This window comes from Gammaproteobacteria bacterium, assembly GCA_015709695.1.
GTDB lineage: Bacteria > Pseudomonadota > Gammaproteobacteria > Steroidobacterales.
In genome coordinates, this window is sequence record CP054183.1 from 987366 (window position 1) to 1005042 (window position 17677).

Consider the following 17677-nt stretch of genomic DNA (forward strand, 5'->3'; position numbering starts at 1 on the left):
GGAGAAGCGGGCTCTCGATTTTCCGCCAATGCCGGCGGACCAGCTAGCGCAAGAGGAGCTGGAGGGGGCGGGCGGAGGCCGGTGGCTGCGGCTGCACCATTATTCACGGAGAGGTACGGCTCAAATTGGACCTTGGTGTTGAATCTGCTGGTACGTCGGTCCACACCGGTCCCCTCACGAGCGCGCCGCTACGCACGCCAGCAGCCCGACGATGCTGGCGAGGATTGTCCATTCCCTAAGCTGAGGGCTTTCGACCGGAAGACCGTGTGCGTGTCTGACGAAGTGCTCGCAATTGAATCCTGCCCAGGAATAGGGCCGGTCTCGAATGGCGCGTGCTCGCTGCAAGACAGTCGCTGCTGGCAAGCAGCCTGGGTAGCCGTCTGCAGTGACATCTCGCCCTTTCGCAAATTCGGAGTAGGGCTGCTCGACGAAGCCTTTAGTGTCGGCCGAGAAGGCGAGCACGCTACGCTCCGCACTCACGATGCGATCGCCAATCAGTCCCACGTGGTAGTACCAGTCGTGGCGTACTCGAATGATGGTTCCAGCCGGTAGCTCCCAGACAGACTGCTGACGCTGGGCAATGTTCATGATAGTCTCTCCTCTTGCATACTTGCATTAAACGCATACATGAGAGCGAAGTCAACATCCCCACCACAGCCCGTGGTCGCCTATCCGGCATTGATTGGCAGGATATTGGCACATCAGCGAGAGTCGCAAGGCATAAAGCAAGGAGACCTCGCAGCCTCCTTGGGCTTGTCGCAGTCAGCGTACTCGCGACTAGAATCAGGTGAGTCTGTGTTGAACATCTCGCAGTTGCGCAACATCGCGGGGCGGCTGGGTGTGCATCCGTCTGCCGTGCTCACCTGGGCTGAACAGTACGAGGCGCAGTTGCGCCTGCAGGGCGTCGAGATCGTGGCTGAGAAGCAAGGCAATTCTGCCGCGATTGTGATTGGCCTTGGGTTGCTGGCCGCGCTGCTGATGAGTCGATAAGGAGCCCTGCTAGCCAGCTCCTCCGTCACGACTTGTTCTCTGTTGAATTCACAAGACGGGCGTGCGCACGACAGTCGCCACTAAGCTAGGTTGCGTTGAGCTATGGTCATCAAAGCGCTTGTAGACAACTGGACACTGCAAAACGCAGGTGAACTACTCCACTGGCAGTGTCGAGGCGAGTGCGCGCACGAGCTTGACATCACTGCTAGTGCTCGAGAACCGAAGTATCAGGATGTCTCGCAAGATGTAGTTGGATTAGCCTGTCTTTGCCAGCTGCTGCAACATCTCGTCTTAAATGATGAGCTTGTCGTTGATGCGGCCTTCATCTCTAGCTGGACAGACCTGCCGTCAACGGCAGCGCTACATTCGAAGAAGTTGATAGTCGGTCGAGAGTACAGCAGTTCGGCAGCGCTCTGGGTTCCCCGACGAGAGATCCTGGCCAATCAACTCAGTCGATGTGCACCCGGCATTCAGGCCGGGCACGACGAGAACAAAAAGGAGTTCGAGCAGCGTGGACTGGCATCCGATGCCATGCTGAGCCAAGTGCTGTGGGGTGCAGCAGGCATGCTGGCTCGTGCGGAGATGTCTCGGCTGCCGTACACGCCCCATCCACTACGAGAGCGTTTACTGATGCATTCTGGATTTCTAGGCGGACCTCCCAACGCGCGGGAGATGCTCACTAAGTTTGTCGATAGCGAGCAGTGCAAGTTGTACGAACGGACTGGCACCGATGGGATTTTTGGCACTCTGAGGCTGCCACCGATCGTCGTAGAAGTCATCTCCGAATGCGCAACGCTAGGACAGCTTATTCCGACTGCAATCGCGCTCCGCAGCCGTTATGCAGAGCTTCGCGGATGGTTGGGAGAGCTGCAACAGGGGCTAGACGGGGAAGACATGCGTGAGGTTTTGGCTCGCAGGAAGACTCTCCAGAGCGTCAGCGTTAACATTGATCGACTCATCGGACAAAGTGACTCTAAGGGAATCGCATCAGTGCAGCTTGGCATCGATTTCCAGCCCAAGGTCGGTGTGAATGTTGGCTGCGTAGCGACGGCGCTGCGCAACAGCTTTGGTGTCCGATCTCAAATTTGCCGTCTAATTCTTGCTCCACCTGGAAAATCTGCCTTCCGAAAGATGCTGCGACTTCTCGGAGAAGAACATACAGATCGCGGCACTGCTATAGAGAGGGATTTCTACGAATTCCAGAGCCGCTAGCTTCAGCATCAGCTTTCCAGAAGTCAGTATTCGCCTAGTGGAGACGGAGGCGCCTTGCAAGGCAGGTCGTCGTGGTCGTAAAAAAACTATCCTCCTAGGAAGATGGTCTTGTGCCTACCTTGATCTGGAGAGAATGTGTCGCAGTCTCCTGAATTAGCCGGCGGGGCGGGCTTTACCTTCGAAGGTTCAGTAGGAGCCCTGTATCTCGCGAGCCTGCTGGCCGAAGGTTTCGCTCCCGGAATCGACAATCGGGCAGTGTGCCGCGTTGCGTTCCAGCAGCGTGACTTCGGTGAGCCGCTGGACGACATCATCGTCGATTCCAGATCCGCAACAGGTGATCTGGCCCGACTCAGCCTCCAAGCCAAACGTTCACTGGTCATCAGCCAAGCCAAGACAAATACGGATTTCTGCGAAGTTGTTCGCGACTGCTGGCTGACGCTTCAGAAACCTGGCTTTCGGCGGCAGCAAGATCGTTATGGGGCAGCCGTTGGCAGCGTTGCCAAAGACAAGGTGAGGGCATTGAACACACTGTGCGAGTTTGCCCGAGAGAGTGTGACGGTAGATCACTTCACAGCGCGGTTCGTTCCAGGAGGCAACGCGAGTACTGGGGTTCGGGCGGTCCGGAATGATATCGAGGCCCTTCTCCTCGAAGTCCGCGGAGAATCATGTTCCGACGTTGAGGTCAAAGACTTCCTGGCGCACTTCGTGCTGATCGAATTTGACTTCCTCCATGACGGCGCCGTGGACCCGCCCCAAGCCATGTCACGAGTGCGTGACTGCTTGCTTCCCGCTGAAGCAGGGAAGGCCCCGCTGGTTTGGTCACATCTGGTCAATCTTGCCCGTACATCAGCTGGGAAGGCCGGTGAATATGATCGCGCTCGTTTGGTTCGGTCCGTCTCGGAGGTCGCCGGCCTGCGGGTCGCTGTCTCCCTCAAGCCGGACTTGGACAAGCTGGTAACTCTGGCGCGCAGCTATGTAGATGGCATTCAGGACGATATTGGTGGCGTCAAACTGGATCGTCCATCGCTTTCCGTGAGTCTCGACGACAAGCTGGCGGCGTCACGTCTCATCCAGATCAAGGGACTCCCAGGTAGTGGGAAATCGGTCCTGTTGCGTCAGCGTGTCGAGCGCGCGCTAGGACGTGGTCCTGTTCTGTTCCTGAAAGCCGACCAGATAGATGGCCGAAACTGGATTGGCTTCGCATCGGCGCATGGATTGTCAGGAGCTGCCCTGCAAGATCTGCTCGTGGAGATCGGTGCAATTGGTACTCCGGTGCTCTACATCGACGCCATAGACCGTGTCGAGAAGGAGAACCAGTCTGTTGTTCTGGATGTCTTGCGGCAGATCACTCGATCCCAGGTTCTAGAAAACTGGCGAATCGTGGTTTCCGTCAGGGACGCCGGCATCGAAATGCTACGCAACTGGATGGCCGACATACTCGACAACGTCAGTGTCGCCAGCGTCTCTGTCGGGTCGCTGGATGACGACGAGGCGGAGGTGATTGCCACGGCAAAGCCGCAGCTGAGGAGCCTGCTGTTCGGTACGCAGGCCGTGCGCGATGTCGTCCGTCGGCCGTTCTTCACCAAGATACTCAATCAGAACTACACGGCCAATGCGAACGGCCCGCAGTTCGAACCTGCATCTGAAGTCGATCTCATCGAGAACTGGTGGGCTCGGGGAGGCTACAGCGCCACCGGCCAGGATGCCATCGCCCGGCAGCGAGCTATCGTGGAACTGGCTGGACTGCGCAGCCGCAAACTGAGCGAACCCATTGCCCTGCGGCTTCTATCCCAGCCGTCGGTGGCGTTACTCGACCAGCTCATCCTGGATGGAATTCTTCAGGAGTTCAGGCGCGGCCACTCGGTGCGCTTCTCGCACGATATCTTCTTCGAATGGGCGTTCTTCCACGCATTGACTGATCGAAATGACGATTGGCTGGAGGAAATTCGCTCCTGCGGAGAGCCGCCGGCCGTGTCTCGTGTCGTCGAGCTTCTTGCGCAATGGGAATACAGCCGTGGACAAGGCTGGGGGGCGCATCTGGCGCGTGTTGCGGGTTCACAGATGCGATCTCAATGGACCAGGGCGTGGCTCCTGGGTCCAATGGGAATCTCCAATTTCTCAGCCGACGAAGGGCAATTCGCCAACGTGGCCTTTGAGGAAGACTTCAGGTTCCTGAAGAAGGCGCTGGTGTGGTTTCAGGCTGAAAAGACCATTCCAAACCAAGACATTCTTGCAAGCAATCTGCCGCAGGACCAGAGGCAGCGCTTTGCGGACCTACTGGGATGGCCAGCGGATTTCAGTGCGTGGCGTCGGCTTATATCGTTTCTTCTCCATCATGTATCTGAAATCCCTGTTCGGCTCTATCCCGATATCCTTTCGGTTTTCGAGGTATGGCAGAACGCGTTTGCTGACCTGCAATTGCGGACCTCGCAGGCGATTCTCGAAAAGGGCGCCGAATGGCTAGCAGAACTGGATGCTGCTGAGGTCGAACGTTCGTGGGATCGCCCCTCTGAACGGTGGGGAAGTATTTCCGGGTGGGATGAATTCAGAAAGTCACTTTCCAATCTTGTCCTGAAAGGGTCGCGATCCGAGCCAAGTTTGGTCGATGATTACCTGAGACGCCTCATGACGTCCAAGCGACTTCTCAGGGACCGGTTTGAGGATATCGTTGCCTTTTCGCCAAGGCTCTCCCAGACACATTCGAAGCTCCTTGTCGACTTTGCGCTCGCGTATCTTAAACAGGAGTTGCCGGATGATCGGCTTAAGCGAGAGCGAGAAGAGGCCGCCAGAAATGCGGAACGCCGGCGACAGGTGCTCGCAAAGCCGGAAGCTGAGAGAACTCGCCTTGAGCAACTCATGGCTGATGCGCCCTCGCCACTCATCGGCGGTGGAATCTCACATTTCGAGCGGGAAGAACTCTGTGTTGATCGCGATTTTCGCAATTTCTGGCCGGAATCTCCCCTGCGCGAGCCATTCCATTCGTTATTCCAGTCGTCACCGGACGAAGCCCTGCGGCTGTTACGGGAACTGTGCAATCACGCCATGACGGCGTGGCGGCAGTTCCACCGATATCGGGACTACTACGAAGAAGCCGTGCGTACGCCCCTGCCACTGGAGATTGCCTTCCCGTGGGGGACGCAGAAGTTCTGGGGAACGGATCGGATCTACCAGTGGTTTCGGGCCTTTTCAGCTCCCAAACCACTGGGCTGTGGCTTCATGTGTTGATTTGCGCCTAAAACTGACCCACCTATAGCGGGTATTTGCATCCAATTTTGACCCACGTGTACACCCCCGTCCTGCTCTTTGGGGCAGGAGATTTCTGGAGTGATCGACGTGGCGATATTGAGTGTTATACGACGCTGGCACCTGCGCGAAGGGGTGCCGATCCGCGAGATTGCCCGGCGCACCAAGCTGTCCCGGAACACGATCCGCAAGTACCTGGCCAGTGGCGTGGTGGAGCCGGTCTACCCGCAGCGCAAGAGTCCGATCAAGCTCGACCCGTTTGCCGACATGCTCGCCTGCTGGCTGGAGCGAGAGGCCGGACGCGGCCGCAAGCAGCGGCGCAACTGGCGCCAGCTGCACAACGATCTGCGGGCGTTGGGCTACGAGGGTTCCTATGACCGCGTAGCGGCCTTTTCCCGCGCATGGCAGCGCCAGCTTCAAGAAGCCGAGCGCACCAGCCGCGGCACGTTCGTGCCGCTGAGATTCGCGCCTGGAGAGGCGTTCCAGTTCGACTGGAGCGAGGACTGGGCGGTGATCGGCGGGGAACGCTGCAAGTTCTCCGTGGCGCAGTTCAAGCTGTGCCACAGCCGCGCTTTCCTGCTGCGGGCCTATCCACAGCAGAGCCACGAGATGCTCTTCGACGCCCATAATCACGCCTTCGCTGTCTTTGGCGGCGTACCCCGGCGCGGCATCTACGACAACATGAAGACCGCGGTGGACAAGATCGGACGCGGCAAGGAGCGCATCGTCAACGTGCGCTTCCGGGCCATGGCCAGTCACTTCCTGTTCGAGACCGACTTCTGTAACCCGGCCGCCGGATGGGAGAAGGGCCAGATCGAGAAGAACGTGCAGGATGCGCGACCGCGCATCTGGCACGAGGTGCCCCGGTTCCCGGATCTGCCGGCGCTCAATGACTGGCTGCAGCGACGCTGCATCGGCCTGTGGAGCCAGATCCAGCACCCGGAACATCCGCAACGCACCGTGGCCCAGGTGCTGGCCGAGGAGCAGCCTCACCTGATGCCTGCGCCTTCGCCGTTCGATGGCTATGTCGAGGACACCAAGCGCGTCTCGCCCACGTGCCTGATCACCTTCGAGCGCAACCGCTACAGCGTCCCGGCCTCGTTCGCCAACCGGCCGGTGAGCGTGCGCGCCTATGCCGATCGGCTCGTCGTGGTGGCCGAAGGGCAGATCATCGCCGAGCATGCGCGCCTGTTTGCGCGCGACCACAGCAGTAACGCAGCTCGCACCGTCTACGACTGGCGCCATTATCTGGCCGTCATCCAGCGCAAGCCCGGCGCGCTGCGCAATGGCGCCCCCTTTGCCACGTTCCCGGAAGGACTGCGGCGCCTGCAGTCGGTGCTGCTCAAGCGCCCGGGCGGAGATCGGGAGATGGTGGAGATCCTCGCCCTGGTGCTGCGCCATGACGAGCAGGCGGTGCTGTGCGCCGTCGAGCTGGCGCTGGACTCCGGCACCGTCTCCAAGCCGCACATCCTGAACCTGCTGAGTCGGCTGCTGGCCGCCGATGTGCCAGCGCCCATCCACACCCCGGCGCGCCTGGCCCTGCAACAGGAACCCGAAGCCAACGTGGACCGCTACGATCACCTGCTGGGAGATCGCCATGTCGGCTGACGCCCTGGCCCTTTCTCTCAAGTCCCTGAAGCTCTACGGCATGGCCCATGCGGTGGATGACCTGTCTGCCCAGCAGGGTCCGGCGTTCACCCAGGCTCGGCCGATCCTGGAAGACCTGATCAAGGCCGAGGTCGCCGAGCGTGAAGTGCGCTCGGTCAACTATCAGCTCAAGGGTGCGCGGTTCCCGGCGCACCGTGATCTGGCCGGGTTCCGGTTCGAGCACAGTGGCGTGGATGCCGCGCTGGTCAAGACACTGCACGAGTGCCAGTTCCTGCGCAGCGCCCACAACGTCGTGCTCGTCGGCGGACCCGGCACCGGCAAAACACATCTGGCCACCGCCATAGGCATCCAGGCCGTCGTGCATCATCGCCTGCGGGTGCGGTTCTTCTCCACCGTCGATCTGGTCAACCAGCTCGAGGCCGAGAAGGCCTTCAACAAGGCCGGGTATCTTGCCAAGGGCCTTGCCAACACCGACATGGTCATCCTGGACGAACTCGGCTACCTGCCGTTCTCCCAGGCCGGAGGAGCACTGCTGTTCCACCTGCTCAGCAAGCTCTACGAGCGAACCAGCGTGCTGGTGACCACCAACCTGAGCTTCTCAGAGTGGGCCAGCGTGTTCGGGGACGCGAAGATGACCACGGCCCTGCTGGACCGGTTCACCCATCACTGTCACATCGTCGAGACCGGCAATGACAGCTACCGGTTCAGGAACAGCTCAACCCAACCCCGCAAGGAGCGACGAACCACCAAATCCACCCCTGCCTGAGACATACTGACAACGACCAAGGCGGGTCAACTTTAGATGCAAATCCCGGGTCACCTTTAAGCGCAAAACAACACTGACCCATTCGGAGAAAGCACGCCTTCTGGATTTTGGCTGGGGCCGTTCTTGTATTTCACCGAGTAGGTGATTTCGGGGTGTTGCGCGTAGTCAGGCACTTCCAAAGTGACCACCTGCGCATAGGTGATGGTTTCCTTCGTCCATCCGTGCGGCGTGCCTTCGACGACGATAGTGACCCCAATGGACTGGGTGTGGAACCGTTCTACGCCCGCGGGTTGCAGGTTCGCGTACTCGCTCTCGCCAATCAGCTTGTCTTGGCTTCCGGGACGGTCCTGGTATACGGCATGCGTACTTGGATCGACGCCGGCAAGCTTCTGCAGCACGCCGCCGAGAATTCGTTCTGCACCCCATTCGAAATTGCGGTCGTCCAGAATGAAGCGGAAGGATCGGTCGCTCCGGAACACGACGAACTTCTCCACGCCAGCGGTGCGCAGGTCAGTGGTCTCGTCCGGTCGCAGTCCTTCCAGCAGCCCGTTTGCCAGTATCTGGAATACCAGGTGCTCAGCAATCGGAAGCGCGCCGGCGGCTTCCAGCAGCTGAAGGCCGGTCGGGACGGGGTCGGCGATGACGACGGGTCGGAAATGCAAGCGCTCGTCGCCGAGCTGGATGCGGTAGGGGCCATGTTCGCGAGGAGTGCGACCGGCTCGCAGTGCCTCGCCGAGGTCTTCAACCGAAGTATCCGAATTGGTCATGGGTCACCTGATTGCTGGAGGGCCCTAGAGCCCATGAATACATATAATATAGCTAAATAATAGCTAGTCAATAGCCCTGAAGAATTTAAATACTGATTGAAATTCAATCATCTAGTCGAGTATAAGAATTCTCATGAATGCAAAACGGACCATGACCCTGAATCTGACGGATGCAGAAATGCGGGTGCTTGAGGAGCTCTGTGAGAAGAAGGATCTGAGCAAGACCGCTGTACTTCGGCAGGCTTTGCGTCTCTATCAGGTCTTTGAGGCTCGAATCGAGAAGGGCGAAAAGCTCTTTTTTGAAGATGACAAGACCAAGGAAAAGGCTGAGGTCATGATGTTGTGAGCGTCATCGTCTCAACGGCATTTCTGTTCAATACGGAGGCCGGCAAGCCGGAAAGAGCTGAGCTATGGGATGCCATCACGGAACAGCAGCTCGCGGACTGGGAAGGCGAGTGGGTCCCTGAGATGCTCAAGGCCCTGCAGCGACTGCACCGGGCGGGCGTGCCGCGAAAGCTCTGGCCGCAGAGCCGCCACTGGGACTGGCGCCAGAAGACCGCTTCTCTCCAGGGGTTGCTGGCGCATCCGGGGTTCAGTGTCGTCTGCGGCGGCGTAACTCAGGGCATGATGATTCTGGATACCACGACCAAGCGATGCCGCGTCGAAGCGCATCGGGGGAAGAACTTGGTCTATGTGCGGTATTTGGAGAACGCGCCGTGGAACCAGAAGGAGCTGTTCGATCCGCCGCGCTACCGTGGCGTAGGGTCAATCCTGGTTCGGGCGGCTATAGAGTTGAGTCGCAGCGAAGGTTTCCGGGGGCGGATTGGGCTGCACGCCTTGCCACAGTCGAATGCCTTCTATGCGAAGACGTGCGCGATGAGTGATTTTGGTGTGGATACAGATCCGAACTACAGCCCGATGCGTTATTTCGAAATGACACCTGAACAAGCGGAGGCTTTTATTGCGAAAGGAATACAGCCATGAAAATTGATCTCACAGAAGAGTGGTGCATGAACATGGCACAGCTCGAAGGAGATGCGGATATCGGTGCGGGCTTTCTCGCCATCGATCCCGTATTTGACGGAGAGCTGATGGAACAACGCGCACACGACGAACCTGCGGTTGCGTTTGGCCGTTTTGTGCGTTTAATGCGGCGCAGCCGCGGCTTGACCATTGAAAAGCTAGCCAATGATGCCGATGTAGATATTGGCGAGCTGGTGGGTATTGAGGATGATCCGCATTTCAAGCCGGAAGTCCGTACGGTTTATCAGTTGTCGATGATTTTCGATGTGCAACGATCCAACCTGTTGCAAATCGCCGGACTTACCCAGCCCAAGAATGAACGGATTTATGAAGAAGCTGTGCGCTTTGCCGCGCGCTCAGAGCCCGTTGTGGCTCTGACTCGGGAGGAGCGAGAGGCGCTTGAAACCTTTGTCGCGGTGTTGAGCGAAAAGAAGTGAACGGAGCGAAAGTCTGTTGGCAAAGAATACTCGAATAACGCTGCGGACAGCCCGGGACATCGACGGTCGGATCGAACGCGTAATACGGGGGCTCGGAAATCCCGAGCCCCCATTGAGGCTCGAAGACGTCCGCGATCTACTGAAACTCGACAGGGAGTTCTATCGCGCCGATGACCCAACGCTTCTTCGCGAGGTTGTGTCGCGGATCCGGGTTGCAACAATTCAAGTCGCGCAGCGCCCCATGCTCTTGCTGGATGCGATCAAGAAATGGTCGCTCCAGGCGTTATACGTACCAGACAGAAAGAGAATTCTTCTCGATGGCTCGCTTCCGGAGAAAAAGCATCGATGGAGCGAAGCTCATGAAGTGGGGCACAGTCTGATTCCCTGGCATGACGATGTCATGCACGGAGACAACCGGCACACGCTATTGCCGCATTGCCAGGCTGAAATAGAAGCCGAGGCTAACTATGCCGCGGGGCGATTGCTCTTTCTCCGCGATCGCTTTGGCGAGGAGGCTAGATCCCTGCAACCTACCATTGAAACTATCCAGTCCCTGAACGGGAAATTTGGCAACACGATTTCGAGCACGCTATGGAGGTTTGTTGAGACGCTGGGCGAAAGTCAGCCAATGGTGGCGATGATCAGTGGCCATCCTCACATCACCCGTCGGCTTTCCGATTTTGATCCCTTTCACCCTTGTCGTCACTGCATCCAGTCGCCGGCTTTTGATACCCGATTTGGAAAAGTAGATGAGGTAACTCTTTTTCAAGCTGTGGAGAGGTACTGCACCGCGAAGATGGGCGGACCTCTAGGGAGCGCAGAAGTTGTGCTGCAGGACGACAACGGTGATGCGCATGTGTTCTTGTTCGAGTCATTCTTTATTCGCTACAAGCCGCCTGCAGTTGGAGAGGCGCTGACCTTGGGCATCTATCTACGGCCAGTTGCAAGTGTCATCGCACTGTCCGGCTAGGTCTTGTCTTGCAGTAGCTGAAAGCTTGCACTAACCATTAAGGATGCTGTGGACAATGCGTCGTCGGTGGCGAATATTGAAGACACCGAAGCTAAAGACTGACGGAGGGTCTTTGGGCTAAAATGTAGCTGTCGCCGAGAGAAAGTTGCTGGCGGCGCGGGATGAAATGGAACTTGGTACTTCTTATGGTACTGATATTCCAGCAGACGGAAATGAGGTTGAGGATCAATAGCTTGCAGTCTGGTTAGAATCCCTCACTCCCGCCAGTCCACGAGGAGCGAACAGACGATGAGCGATTCCGGGTCCTTCGACCCAGGCGCCGAGACGGCGCTTTTCCTGCAGGATCTCTACGCGAATGCGCTGCTGGTGCGCTGCCTGGTCACGGTGGCCGAGCAGGGCATCGCCGATCGCCTCGGGCCGGGCCCGAAGACCGCGGCGGAGCTGGCAGCGGGCGCGGGCCTGCACGAGGAGACGCTCTATCGCATGCTGCGCTTCCTCGCGCCCTTCGGTTTCTTCGCGGAAGACGAGGACCACCGCTTCCACCTGACGCCGCGCGGGGAGTTCCTGCGTGTCAACGTGCCCGGATCGGTGCGTGACCGCCTGCGCCGCCCCTGGCAGGACCTGCTCTGGCGCAGCTACGAGCACCTGCCGGAGATGTTGCGCACCGGGGTGACCGCCTTCGACCAGGCGCATGGCCGCTCGTTCTTCGACTACCTGGCCTCGCACCCCGACATCAACACGATCTACGACCGCTCGATGGCCCGCCTGTCGCAGATCGAGAACCCGCTGATCGCGGCGAGCTATCCTTTCGGCGATTTCCCCTTTGTGGTGGACGTCGGTGGCGGGCAGGGCGGCCTGCTGGCCGCGGTGCTCGACCGCCATCCCGAGGTGCACGGGGTGCTCTACGACCAGCCGCAGGTGGTCGCTGCCCCGGAGCAGCTCGCTGCCGATCGCTATGCGGGCCGCTGGGAAGTGGTGGGCGGGGATTTCTTCCGCACCATCCCGCCCGGCGGCAACCTTTACGTGCTCAAGCGCATCATGCACGGCTGGGACGACGAGCATGCGCTGGCGGTGCTGCGCGGCTGCCGCGAGGCACTGCGCGACGGCGCGCGCATCCTCGTCATCGATGCGGTGATGAAACCGGGAAATGCCCCGGACCCGAACAAGTTCATGGACGTGAACATGATGGCGCTGACCGGCGGGCGCGAGCGGACCGAGGCGGAGTTCCGCCGCCTGTTCGAGGCGGCCGATCTGCGGCTGGTGCGCGTGCTGCCGCTGCCTGCGCCGGCGACGCTGTCGCTGCTCGAGGGCGTCGTTGCCTGACCTCGTGCCAGCCGGCCTGCCCCATGGCGCCGCGGCGCCGGTAGAATGTGCCGCCATGCGTGGAGAGCAGCAGCCGGGCAAGGGGGGAGGGCGCGCGCCATGACCAACGACCAGCGCAGGAGCAAGCGCCGCCGCCTGCGGCGCCAGGCGGCCGTGCTGGTCTTCCTGATGATGGCCTTCGCGCTCGCCTGGTTCTTCGAGTCGCAGGCCACCACCACGGTGATCCTCACCCGCTACGCCGACATCGATCGCAGCCAGGGCGACAACCCCGGCCTGTCCGCGGCAGGCCAGGCGCGTGCCGAGGAACTCGCGCGCGTGCTCGGCGACGTGGACGTGGTGGCAGGCGTCGATGCCATATTCGCCAACCAGTACCGCAGCACCCAGGAGACGGCCGAGCCGCTGGCCCGCCGGCTGCACCTGAAGGTCCAGGTCACGGACGTCAAGGACATCGATGGCCTGCTCGACCACATCCTCAAGGAATGGAAGGGCAAGGTGGTGCTGGTGGTCACGCACACCGAGCCGCTGCCGTTGCTCATCCAGGAGCTGCACGGGAGCAAGAAGCTGCCGCCGATGGCCGCCGAGGAGTACGACAACCTCTATGTCGTCAGCATTCCCTGGTACGGCAAGGTCAAGACCCTGCGCCTGAAGTACGGCGTGCCCTACGTTGCGCCAGCCGGGACTCCCGCAGCGAACCCGCCAGCTGCCGGCGCTGGATGAAGCCCTCCGCGTCCAGCGCGGGGTAGGGCAGGCCACGGGCCTGGCAATGCCGGGCGGCCGCCGGGTAGCTCCACTCGAAAAGCAGCTCGCGGTAGGCCTGCCCGTCCAGTCGCGGCCTGGAGTACATGCCCGCCTCCTCGCGCTGGCGTGCCGCCTCGTAGAGGATCACCGCGGCGGCCACCGAGACGTTCAGCGATTCCACCAGGCCGCGCATGGGCACGACGATGTGCGCATCGGCGAGCGCTGCGGCACGCGCGCTGACGCCGAGCCGCTCCGCGCCGAGCAGCACCGCGGTGGGGCGGGTGAAATCGCAGCGGCGGTAGTCGATGGCGGATTCCGAGAAATGTGCTGCAACTATCTGATATCCAAGGCTGTGTAATTCGGAGGCAGCCTCGCCGAGATCCCGGTGGACACGGCTTTTCACCCACTTGCGGCTGCCTCCGGACACGCCCCGGTGGCGGCTCCATTCCCCGCCCGGCGACACGGCGTGCAGCTCGGCCACGCCCACGGCATCGCAGGTGCGCAGGATCGCGGAGATGTTGTGCGACTTGTGCACGTCCTCGCAGAGCACGGTGAGGTCCGGCTGCCTGCGGTCGAGCACGGCCCTGAGCCTGGCGAATCGTTCGGGTGTCATGCCGCTACTCTACAGTCTAGAATCCCCCGCTTCCGATCCCCGTGCCCCGGTAGCTCAGGGGATAGAGCGTCCGCCTCCTAAGCGGAAGGTCCCGCGTTCGAATCGCGGCCGGGGTACCAGCCTGCCACCGTCCCGGTCCTGACCGGCGGGCGTAAGATCGCCCCATGTGTGGCCGCTACGTCAGCCCCGACATCGCCGCCATCGAGCTCGAGTGGTCGCTGCCGCCGCGCCACGATCCGCTGGGCGATTACATCCGCAGCTACAACGTCGCGCCCAGCCAGCGGGTGCCGGTGGTCCGCGAGCGCGACGGGCGGCGCAGCTGTGATCTGCTGCGATGGGGCCTGGTGCCGTTCTGGGCGAAGGGCGTGGTGCCGAAGTTCAGCACCATCAACGCACGGGTGGAGACGATGACCACGGCGGCGAGCTACCGGGGCCCCTGGAAGAAGGGCCAGCGCTGCATCGTGCCCGTGCTGGGCTTCTACGAATGGCAGCTGATCGGCGCACGCAAGCAGCCCTGGTTCATCCATCTGCGCGACCGCGAGCTGTTCGGCCTCGCGGGGCTCTGGGATGCGTCGGCCCCGGCGGATGGCGATACGCTGGAATCGGTGACGCTGATCACCGTTCCGGCGAACCCGCTGATGGCGGAGATCCACAACGCGAAGCGCAGGATGCCGGCAATCCTGCGACGCGAGGATCACGCTGCCTGGCTGGCAGGCGGGCCGGATGCGGCCCTGGCTTGCCTCGCCCCCTATCCCGAGGCGGGCATGGAAGCCTGGACGGTGACGACCGCGGTGAATTCCCCCGCAAACAACCGCCCCGAGCTGCTTACGCCCGCTCCGCCCGTGGCCTGACGCGCTTCACCAGGCCGAGCAGGCCGACGGCCGAGCCGAGCAGCCACACGGCACCAGGCACCGGCACGGTGGCCTGGATATCGCCATCGAACACGGCCCAGGCGGTCATGGTGGTCACCTGGGTCATGTCGATCGGGCGCTGGCCGCCGGAGGGCATGCCGAAGTACCAGGCATTGAGCGGCGGTTCGCCCCAGTTGTTGCCGGAGCTGTCGGTGACGGTCGACTGCCCGTACCAGTACAGCGTGTTGCCCAGGTTCTGGAACGGGCCGGTGGCCTGGATGTGCGGGGGGCCGGCGTAGTTCGCGCCGCCGCTGGTGTTGTAGTAGGCGACGTTGCCCAGCGTGGCGTGGTACAGCGAGGCCAGCTCCGACGCCTGCGGCCCGGTGCTGACCACGTTGTAGCCACAGTCGCCGCCGTTGTAGGAGCTGTACGAGTACACGGTGCAGCCGTCGCCACCGATGTCGAACAGGTTCGGCAGCCGCCAGCTGCTGATGCCAAGGTAGCTGGCGGAGTTCATGGCAGCGATCCAGGCGTTGGCCGTGGTCCAGTTCATCTGGCCGGTGCCGGTGATGCCCGACACGCCGAAGGTGTTGGTCGCGGCGAGATTGGCGTCGGCCAGCCAGGTGATGTCGAGCGCGGTATCGTAGTAGCCCTCGATGCTCGCCGGGCTGCCATTCAGGTCACGGCCAAGCAGGGCGGCATGGGACGTCAGCGAGACCGTGCCGAGCACGGCCGCTGCGGCGATCAGCTTGAGCGGTTTCATCTGTGTATCTCCTGCTCAGGCGAGCTGGCGACGGACCAGGCCCAGGAAGCCGAGCGCCGAGCCCAACAGCCAGACCGCACCCGGTACCGGCACCACGGCCGATTCGAAGCTGAAGGTCAGCAACTGGTAGCTGCCCGAGGTGGCGCTCTCCGACAGGGCACGCTTGAGCTGCAGCGTCAGCGTGTTGCCCGACACCGACAGGTCCACGCGGCAGCGGTTGATGGAGTTGTAGTTGGTCAGCGGCTGGCCGCAGGTGCCGCCGGCGCTGTTGGTGCCGGTGTAGAAGTTGAACGACGCCGCGTAACCCGAGCGCACGGACGCCGGATCGCAGAGGTCGGAGGTGCCGACGACGATGGTGGTGCAGAAACCGCCGCTGCGGGTCAGCACGCTGCCGGCGGGCAGCGAATTGACCGGATTGGTGACCGGCGTCTGCGTGGGTGCCAGGGTGGTGGTGCCATCGAAGCTGGCGAGGTAGTGGTTGCCGCCGGCGTTGAGTTCCCAGGCCATGCCGCTGATGGTGATGTTGCCGGCACCGTCGTCGATCGCGGTGCCGGTCCCGCATCCGGTGCAGATGACGGGTGCGCTGGCAAACGAGTTCATGTAGTCCACGCCGGTCAGCGTGTAGGTGACCGGTGCGGCATTCGACACGGAAGCGACCAGCAGCAGCGCTGCTGCAGCCATCAGCTGTTTCATGGTTTCCCTCCCCGGGAGCATGTTGATCGGATTTGTTGGGCCCCGCTTGCAGGATGTCCGCGCCGGTTCGCACAGGTCAAGGACTCGTTGCCATAATGTGGCGGCGATGGCCACCAGATGGAGGGAGGCCCCAGATGCGCGTGGCATTCATAGGTCTCGGAACCATGGGCTACCCGATGGCGGGCCACCTGGTCCGCGCCGGGCACGACACCATGGTGTACAACCGGACCCCGGCAAAGGCGCAGCGCTGGGCCGGCGAGTTTGCGGGAACCGTCGCGACCACGCCGCAGGCGGCGGCCGGTGGCGCGGAGATCGTCTTCGCCTGCGTGGGTGCGGATGCCGACCTGCGCGAGGTGGTGCTCGGTGCCTCGGGTGCTTTCGCCGGCATGGATGCCGGGGCCATCTTCTTCGACTGCACCACCACCTCGGCCGTGCTGGCACGCGAGCTGGCGGCGGAGGCCGCCCGCCGCGGCCTGCATTTCATCGACGGGCCGGTATCGGGCGGCGAGGCGGGCGCGCTCCGCGGACAGCTGACGGTGATGTGCGGCGGCGAGGAGGCGGCCTTCGAGCGGGCGCGGCCGGTGGCGCTGGCGTTTGCCCGGGCGGTGACCCGGCTGGGTCCGCCGGGATCGGGCCAGCTCGCCAAGATGGTCAACCAGATCTGCATCGCCGGGCTCGTCCAGGGCCTGGCCGAGGGCATTGCCTTCGGCCAGGCGGCCGGCCTCGACATGCATCGTGTCCTCGAGGCCATTGGCCAGGGCGCGGCACAGAGCTGGCAGATGGACAACCGCGGCGCGACGATGATCGGCGACCGCTTCGATTTCGGCTTTGCCGTGGACTGGATGCGCAAGGACCTCGGCCTGTGCCTGGCCGAGGCAGGCCGCAACGGCGCGCAGCTGCCGGTGGCCGCGCTGGTCGACCGGTTCTACGCCGAAGTCCAGGCCATGGGGGGCGGGCGCTGGGATACCTCCAGCCTGCTGCGGCGGCTTCGGCGGCCGGGGTAGCCGCCCGGCGCCGGCCGTCCTGCGCCAGGGGTGATGAGCGGTTACGGGCACTGGCCGGATAACCCGGTTCCTGTTAGTCTCCTGCCCTGTAATAACAATAATTTAGCAATTAAACTTAACGTGCCGTTTCTCCGCAGGAATGCCATGTCCGCCATGCCGGCGCTGGATGCCCAGGCCGGTTCCGATACCCGGGAGGAGCGGCGTGGCGCCGCCGATCGCCGGCATCACTCGACCTGGTCCTTCTTTTATGGAGGCCTGAGGCCGCGACGACGCGTGGGCCGGCGCCGGGGCGACGAGCAGCGCATCTTCCTCGACTGGCATGAGCCGCGGGTGCTGTACCTGGCGCTGGCCATCGTCCTGATGAGCTGTGCGGATGCACTGTTCACCCTCAACCTGCTGGCGGTCGGCGGCGAGGAACTCAACGTGCTGATGCGGGCCCTGCTGGGCCAGGGGCCGCACTGGTTCCTCAGGGCCAAGATCGGCCTGACCGCGGCCAGCGTCGTCGCCCTCGCCGTTGCCGCGAGGCGTCGCATCTTCGGCAGCGTGCCGGTGCTGGGACTCCTCAAGGCCTGTGTCTTCGGCTATGTCACGCTGATCGGCTGGGAGCTGTACCTGCTGTACCAGGTCATGGCGGAAGCCGGCGGCGCCGGGATGCTGTTCGGCGGATGAGCGGCAG

General features: G+C 62.0%; 19 protein-coding genes and 1 tRNA gene. 15 read left to right on the forward strand and 5 right to left on the reverse strand.

Annotated elements, in window-relative coordinates:
* Window positions 1–174: 174 nt before the first annotated feature.
* Window positions 175–588, reverse strand: a complete 414-nt coding sequence (locus HRU81_04570; protein ID QOJ31431.1) for a hypothetical protein — start codon at window positions 586–588, stop codon at window positions 175–177.
* A 72-nt stretch (window positions 589–660) separates the two neighbouring features.
* Here HRU81_04570 and HRU81_04575 point away from each other — a divergent pair, with 72 nt between their 5' ends.
* From HRU81_04575 to HRU81_04595, 5 genes are all read left to right on the forward strand, one after another.
* A complete protein-coding gene (locus HRU81_04575; GenBank protein ID QOJ31432.1) occupies window positions 661–990 on the forward strand; it encodes a helix-turn-helix transcriptional regulator in 330 nt (109 codons plus the stop codon).
* A 102-nt stretch (window positions 991–1092) separates the two neighbouring features.
* Window positions 1093–2202: a hypothetical protein gene (locus tag HRU81_04580; GenBank protein QOJ31433.1), complete on the forward strand. Its 1110-nt coding sequence runs from the start codon at window positions 1093–1095 to the stop codon at window positions 2200–2202.
* 135 nt (window positions 2203–2337) lie between these two features.
* Window positions 2338–5427: a hypothetical protein gene (locus HRU81_04585; GenBank protein ID QOJ31434.1), complete on the forward strand. Its 3090-nt coding sequence runs from the start codon at window positions 2338–2340 to the stop codon at window positions 5425–5427.
* 99 nt (window positions 5428–5526) lie between these two features.
* Window positions 5527–7053 (forward strand): IS21 family transposase, encoded by a 1527-nt coding sequence (locus HRU81_04590; protein QOJ31435.1) that lies wholly within the window; start codon window positions 5527–5529, stop codon window positions 7051–7053.
* Complete coding sequence (locus HRU81_04595) at window positions 7043–7819, forward strand: ATP-binding protein (protein ID QOJ31436.1); 777 nt, start codon at window positions 7043–7045, stop codon at window positions 7817–7819. Before HRU81_04590 ends, HRU81_04595 begins: the two co-directional genes overlap by 11 nt.
* A gap of 56 nt (window positions 7820–7875) precedes the next feature.
* Here the strand turns inward: HRU81_04595 and HRU81_04600 are convergent, their stop codons facing one another.
* A complete protein-coding gene (locus HRU81_04600) occupies window positions 7876–8586 on the reverse strand; it encodes a multiubiquitin domain-containing protein (protein ID QOJ31437.1) in 711 nt (236 codons plus the stop codon).
* Between the two features lie 133 nt (window positions 8587–8719).
* Between HRU81_04600 and HRU81_04605 the strand changes: the two genes are divergently transcribed.
* The 6 genes from HRU81_04605 (at window position 8720) to HRU81_04630 (ending at window position 13056) form a co-directional block, all read left to right on the forward strand.
* The gene (locus HRU81_04605; protein ID QOJ31438.1) at window positions 8720–8932 is read left to right on the forward strand and encodes a ribbon-helix-helix protein, CopG family; all 213 of its coding nucleotides are present in this window, start codon (window positions 8720–8722) and stop codon (window positions 8930–8932) included.
* Window positions 8929–9570 (forward strand): GNAT family N-acetyltransferase, encoded by a 642-nt coding sequence (locus HRU81_04610; GenBank protein ID QOJ31439.1) that lies wholly within the window; start codon window positions 8929–8931, stop codon window positions 9568–9570. The genes HRU81_04605 and HRU81_04610 overlap by 4 nt, the downstream gene beginning before the upstream one ends.
* 26 nt (window positions 9571–9596) lie before the next feature.
* A complete protein-coding gene (locus HRU81_04615; GenBank protein QOJ33284.1) occupies window positions 9597–10046 on the forward strand; it encodes a helix-turn-helix transcriptional regulator in 450 nt (149 codons plus the stop codon).
* Window positions 10047–10062: 16 nt separating this feature from the next.
* Window positions 10063–11016 (forward strand): ImmA/IrrE family metallo-endopeptidase, encoded by a 954-nt coding sequence (locus tag HRU81_04620; GenBank protein QOJ31440.1) that lies wholly within the window; start codon window positions 10063–10065, stop codon window positions 11014–11016.
* 288 nt (window positions 11017–11304) lie between these two features.
* Window positions 11305–12339, forward strand: coding sequence for an SAM-dependent methyltransferase (locus tag HRU81_04625; GenBank protein QOJ31441.1), 1035 nt, complete (start codon window positions 11305–11307; stop codon window positions 12337–12339).
* A 99-nt stretch (window positions 12340–12438) separates the two neighbouring features.
* Window positions 12439–13056: a histidine phosphatase family protein gene (locus tag HRU81_04630; GenBank protein QOJ31442.1), complete on the forward strand. Its 618-nt coding sequence runs from the start codon at window positions 12439–12441 to the stop codon at window positions 13054–13056.
* Here the strand turns inward: HRU81_04630 and trmH are convergent.
* Window positions 12968–13690 carry a tRNA (guanosine(18)-2'-O)-methyltransferase TrmH gene (gene trmH, locus HRU81_04635; protein ID QOJ31443.1) on the reverse strand — a complete coding sequence of 241 codons (723 nt, stop codon included), beginning with the start codon at window positions 13688–13690 and terminating at the stop codon, window positions 12968–12970. The genes HRU81_04630 and trmH overlap by 89 nt on opposite strands.
* A 43-nt stretch (window positions 13691–13733) precedes the next feature.
* Here trmH and HRU81_04640 point away from each other — a divergent pair.
* Window positions 13734–13809 (forward strand) — tRNA-Arg (locus HRU81_04640).
* A gap of 45 nt (window positions 13810–13854) precedes the next feature.
* Entirely contained in the window at window positions 13855–14541 is a 687-nt protein-coding gene (locus HRU81_04645) for an SOS response-associated peptidase (GenBank protein ID QOJ31444.1), read from the forward strand.
* Here the strand turns inward: HRU81_04645 and HRU81_04650 are convergent.
* Window positions 14516–15304: a hypothetical protein gene (locus HRU81_04650; GenBank protein QOJ31445.1), complete on the reverse strand. Its 789-nt coding sequence runs from the start codon at window positions 15302–15304 to the stop codon at window positions 14516–14518. The genes HRU81_04645 and HRU81_04650 overlap by 26 nt on opposite strands.
* 15 nt (window positions 15305–15319) lie before the next feature.
* Window positions 15320–15997 (reverse strand): PEP-CTERM sorting domain-containing protein, encoded by a 678-nt coding sequence (locus HRU81_04655; GenBank protein ID QOJ31446.1) that lies wholly within the window; start codon window positions 15995–15997, stop codon window positions 15320–15322.
* Between the two features lie 95 nt (window positions 15998–16092).
* On the opposite strand from HRU81_04655, the gene HRU81_04660 reads away from it, so the two are divergent.
* Both HRU81_04660 and HRU81_04665 read left to right on the forward strand, forming a co-directional pair.
* Window positions 16093–17001 (forward strand): NAD(P)-dependent oxidoreductase, encoded by a 909-nt coding sequence (locus HRU81_04660; GenBank protein QOJ31447.1) that lies wholly within the window; start codon window positions 16093–16095, stop codon window positions 16999–17001.
* Window positions 17002–17145: 144 nt separating this feature from the next.
* Entirely contained in the window at window positions 17146–17670 is a 525-nt protein-coding gene (locus HRU81_04665; protein QOJ31448.1) for a hypothetical protein, read from the forward strand.
* Window positions 17671–17677 lie beyond the last annotated feature (7 nt).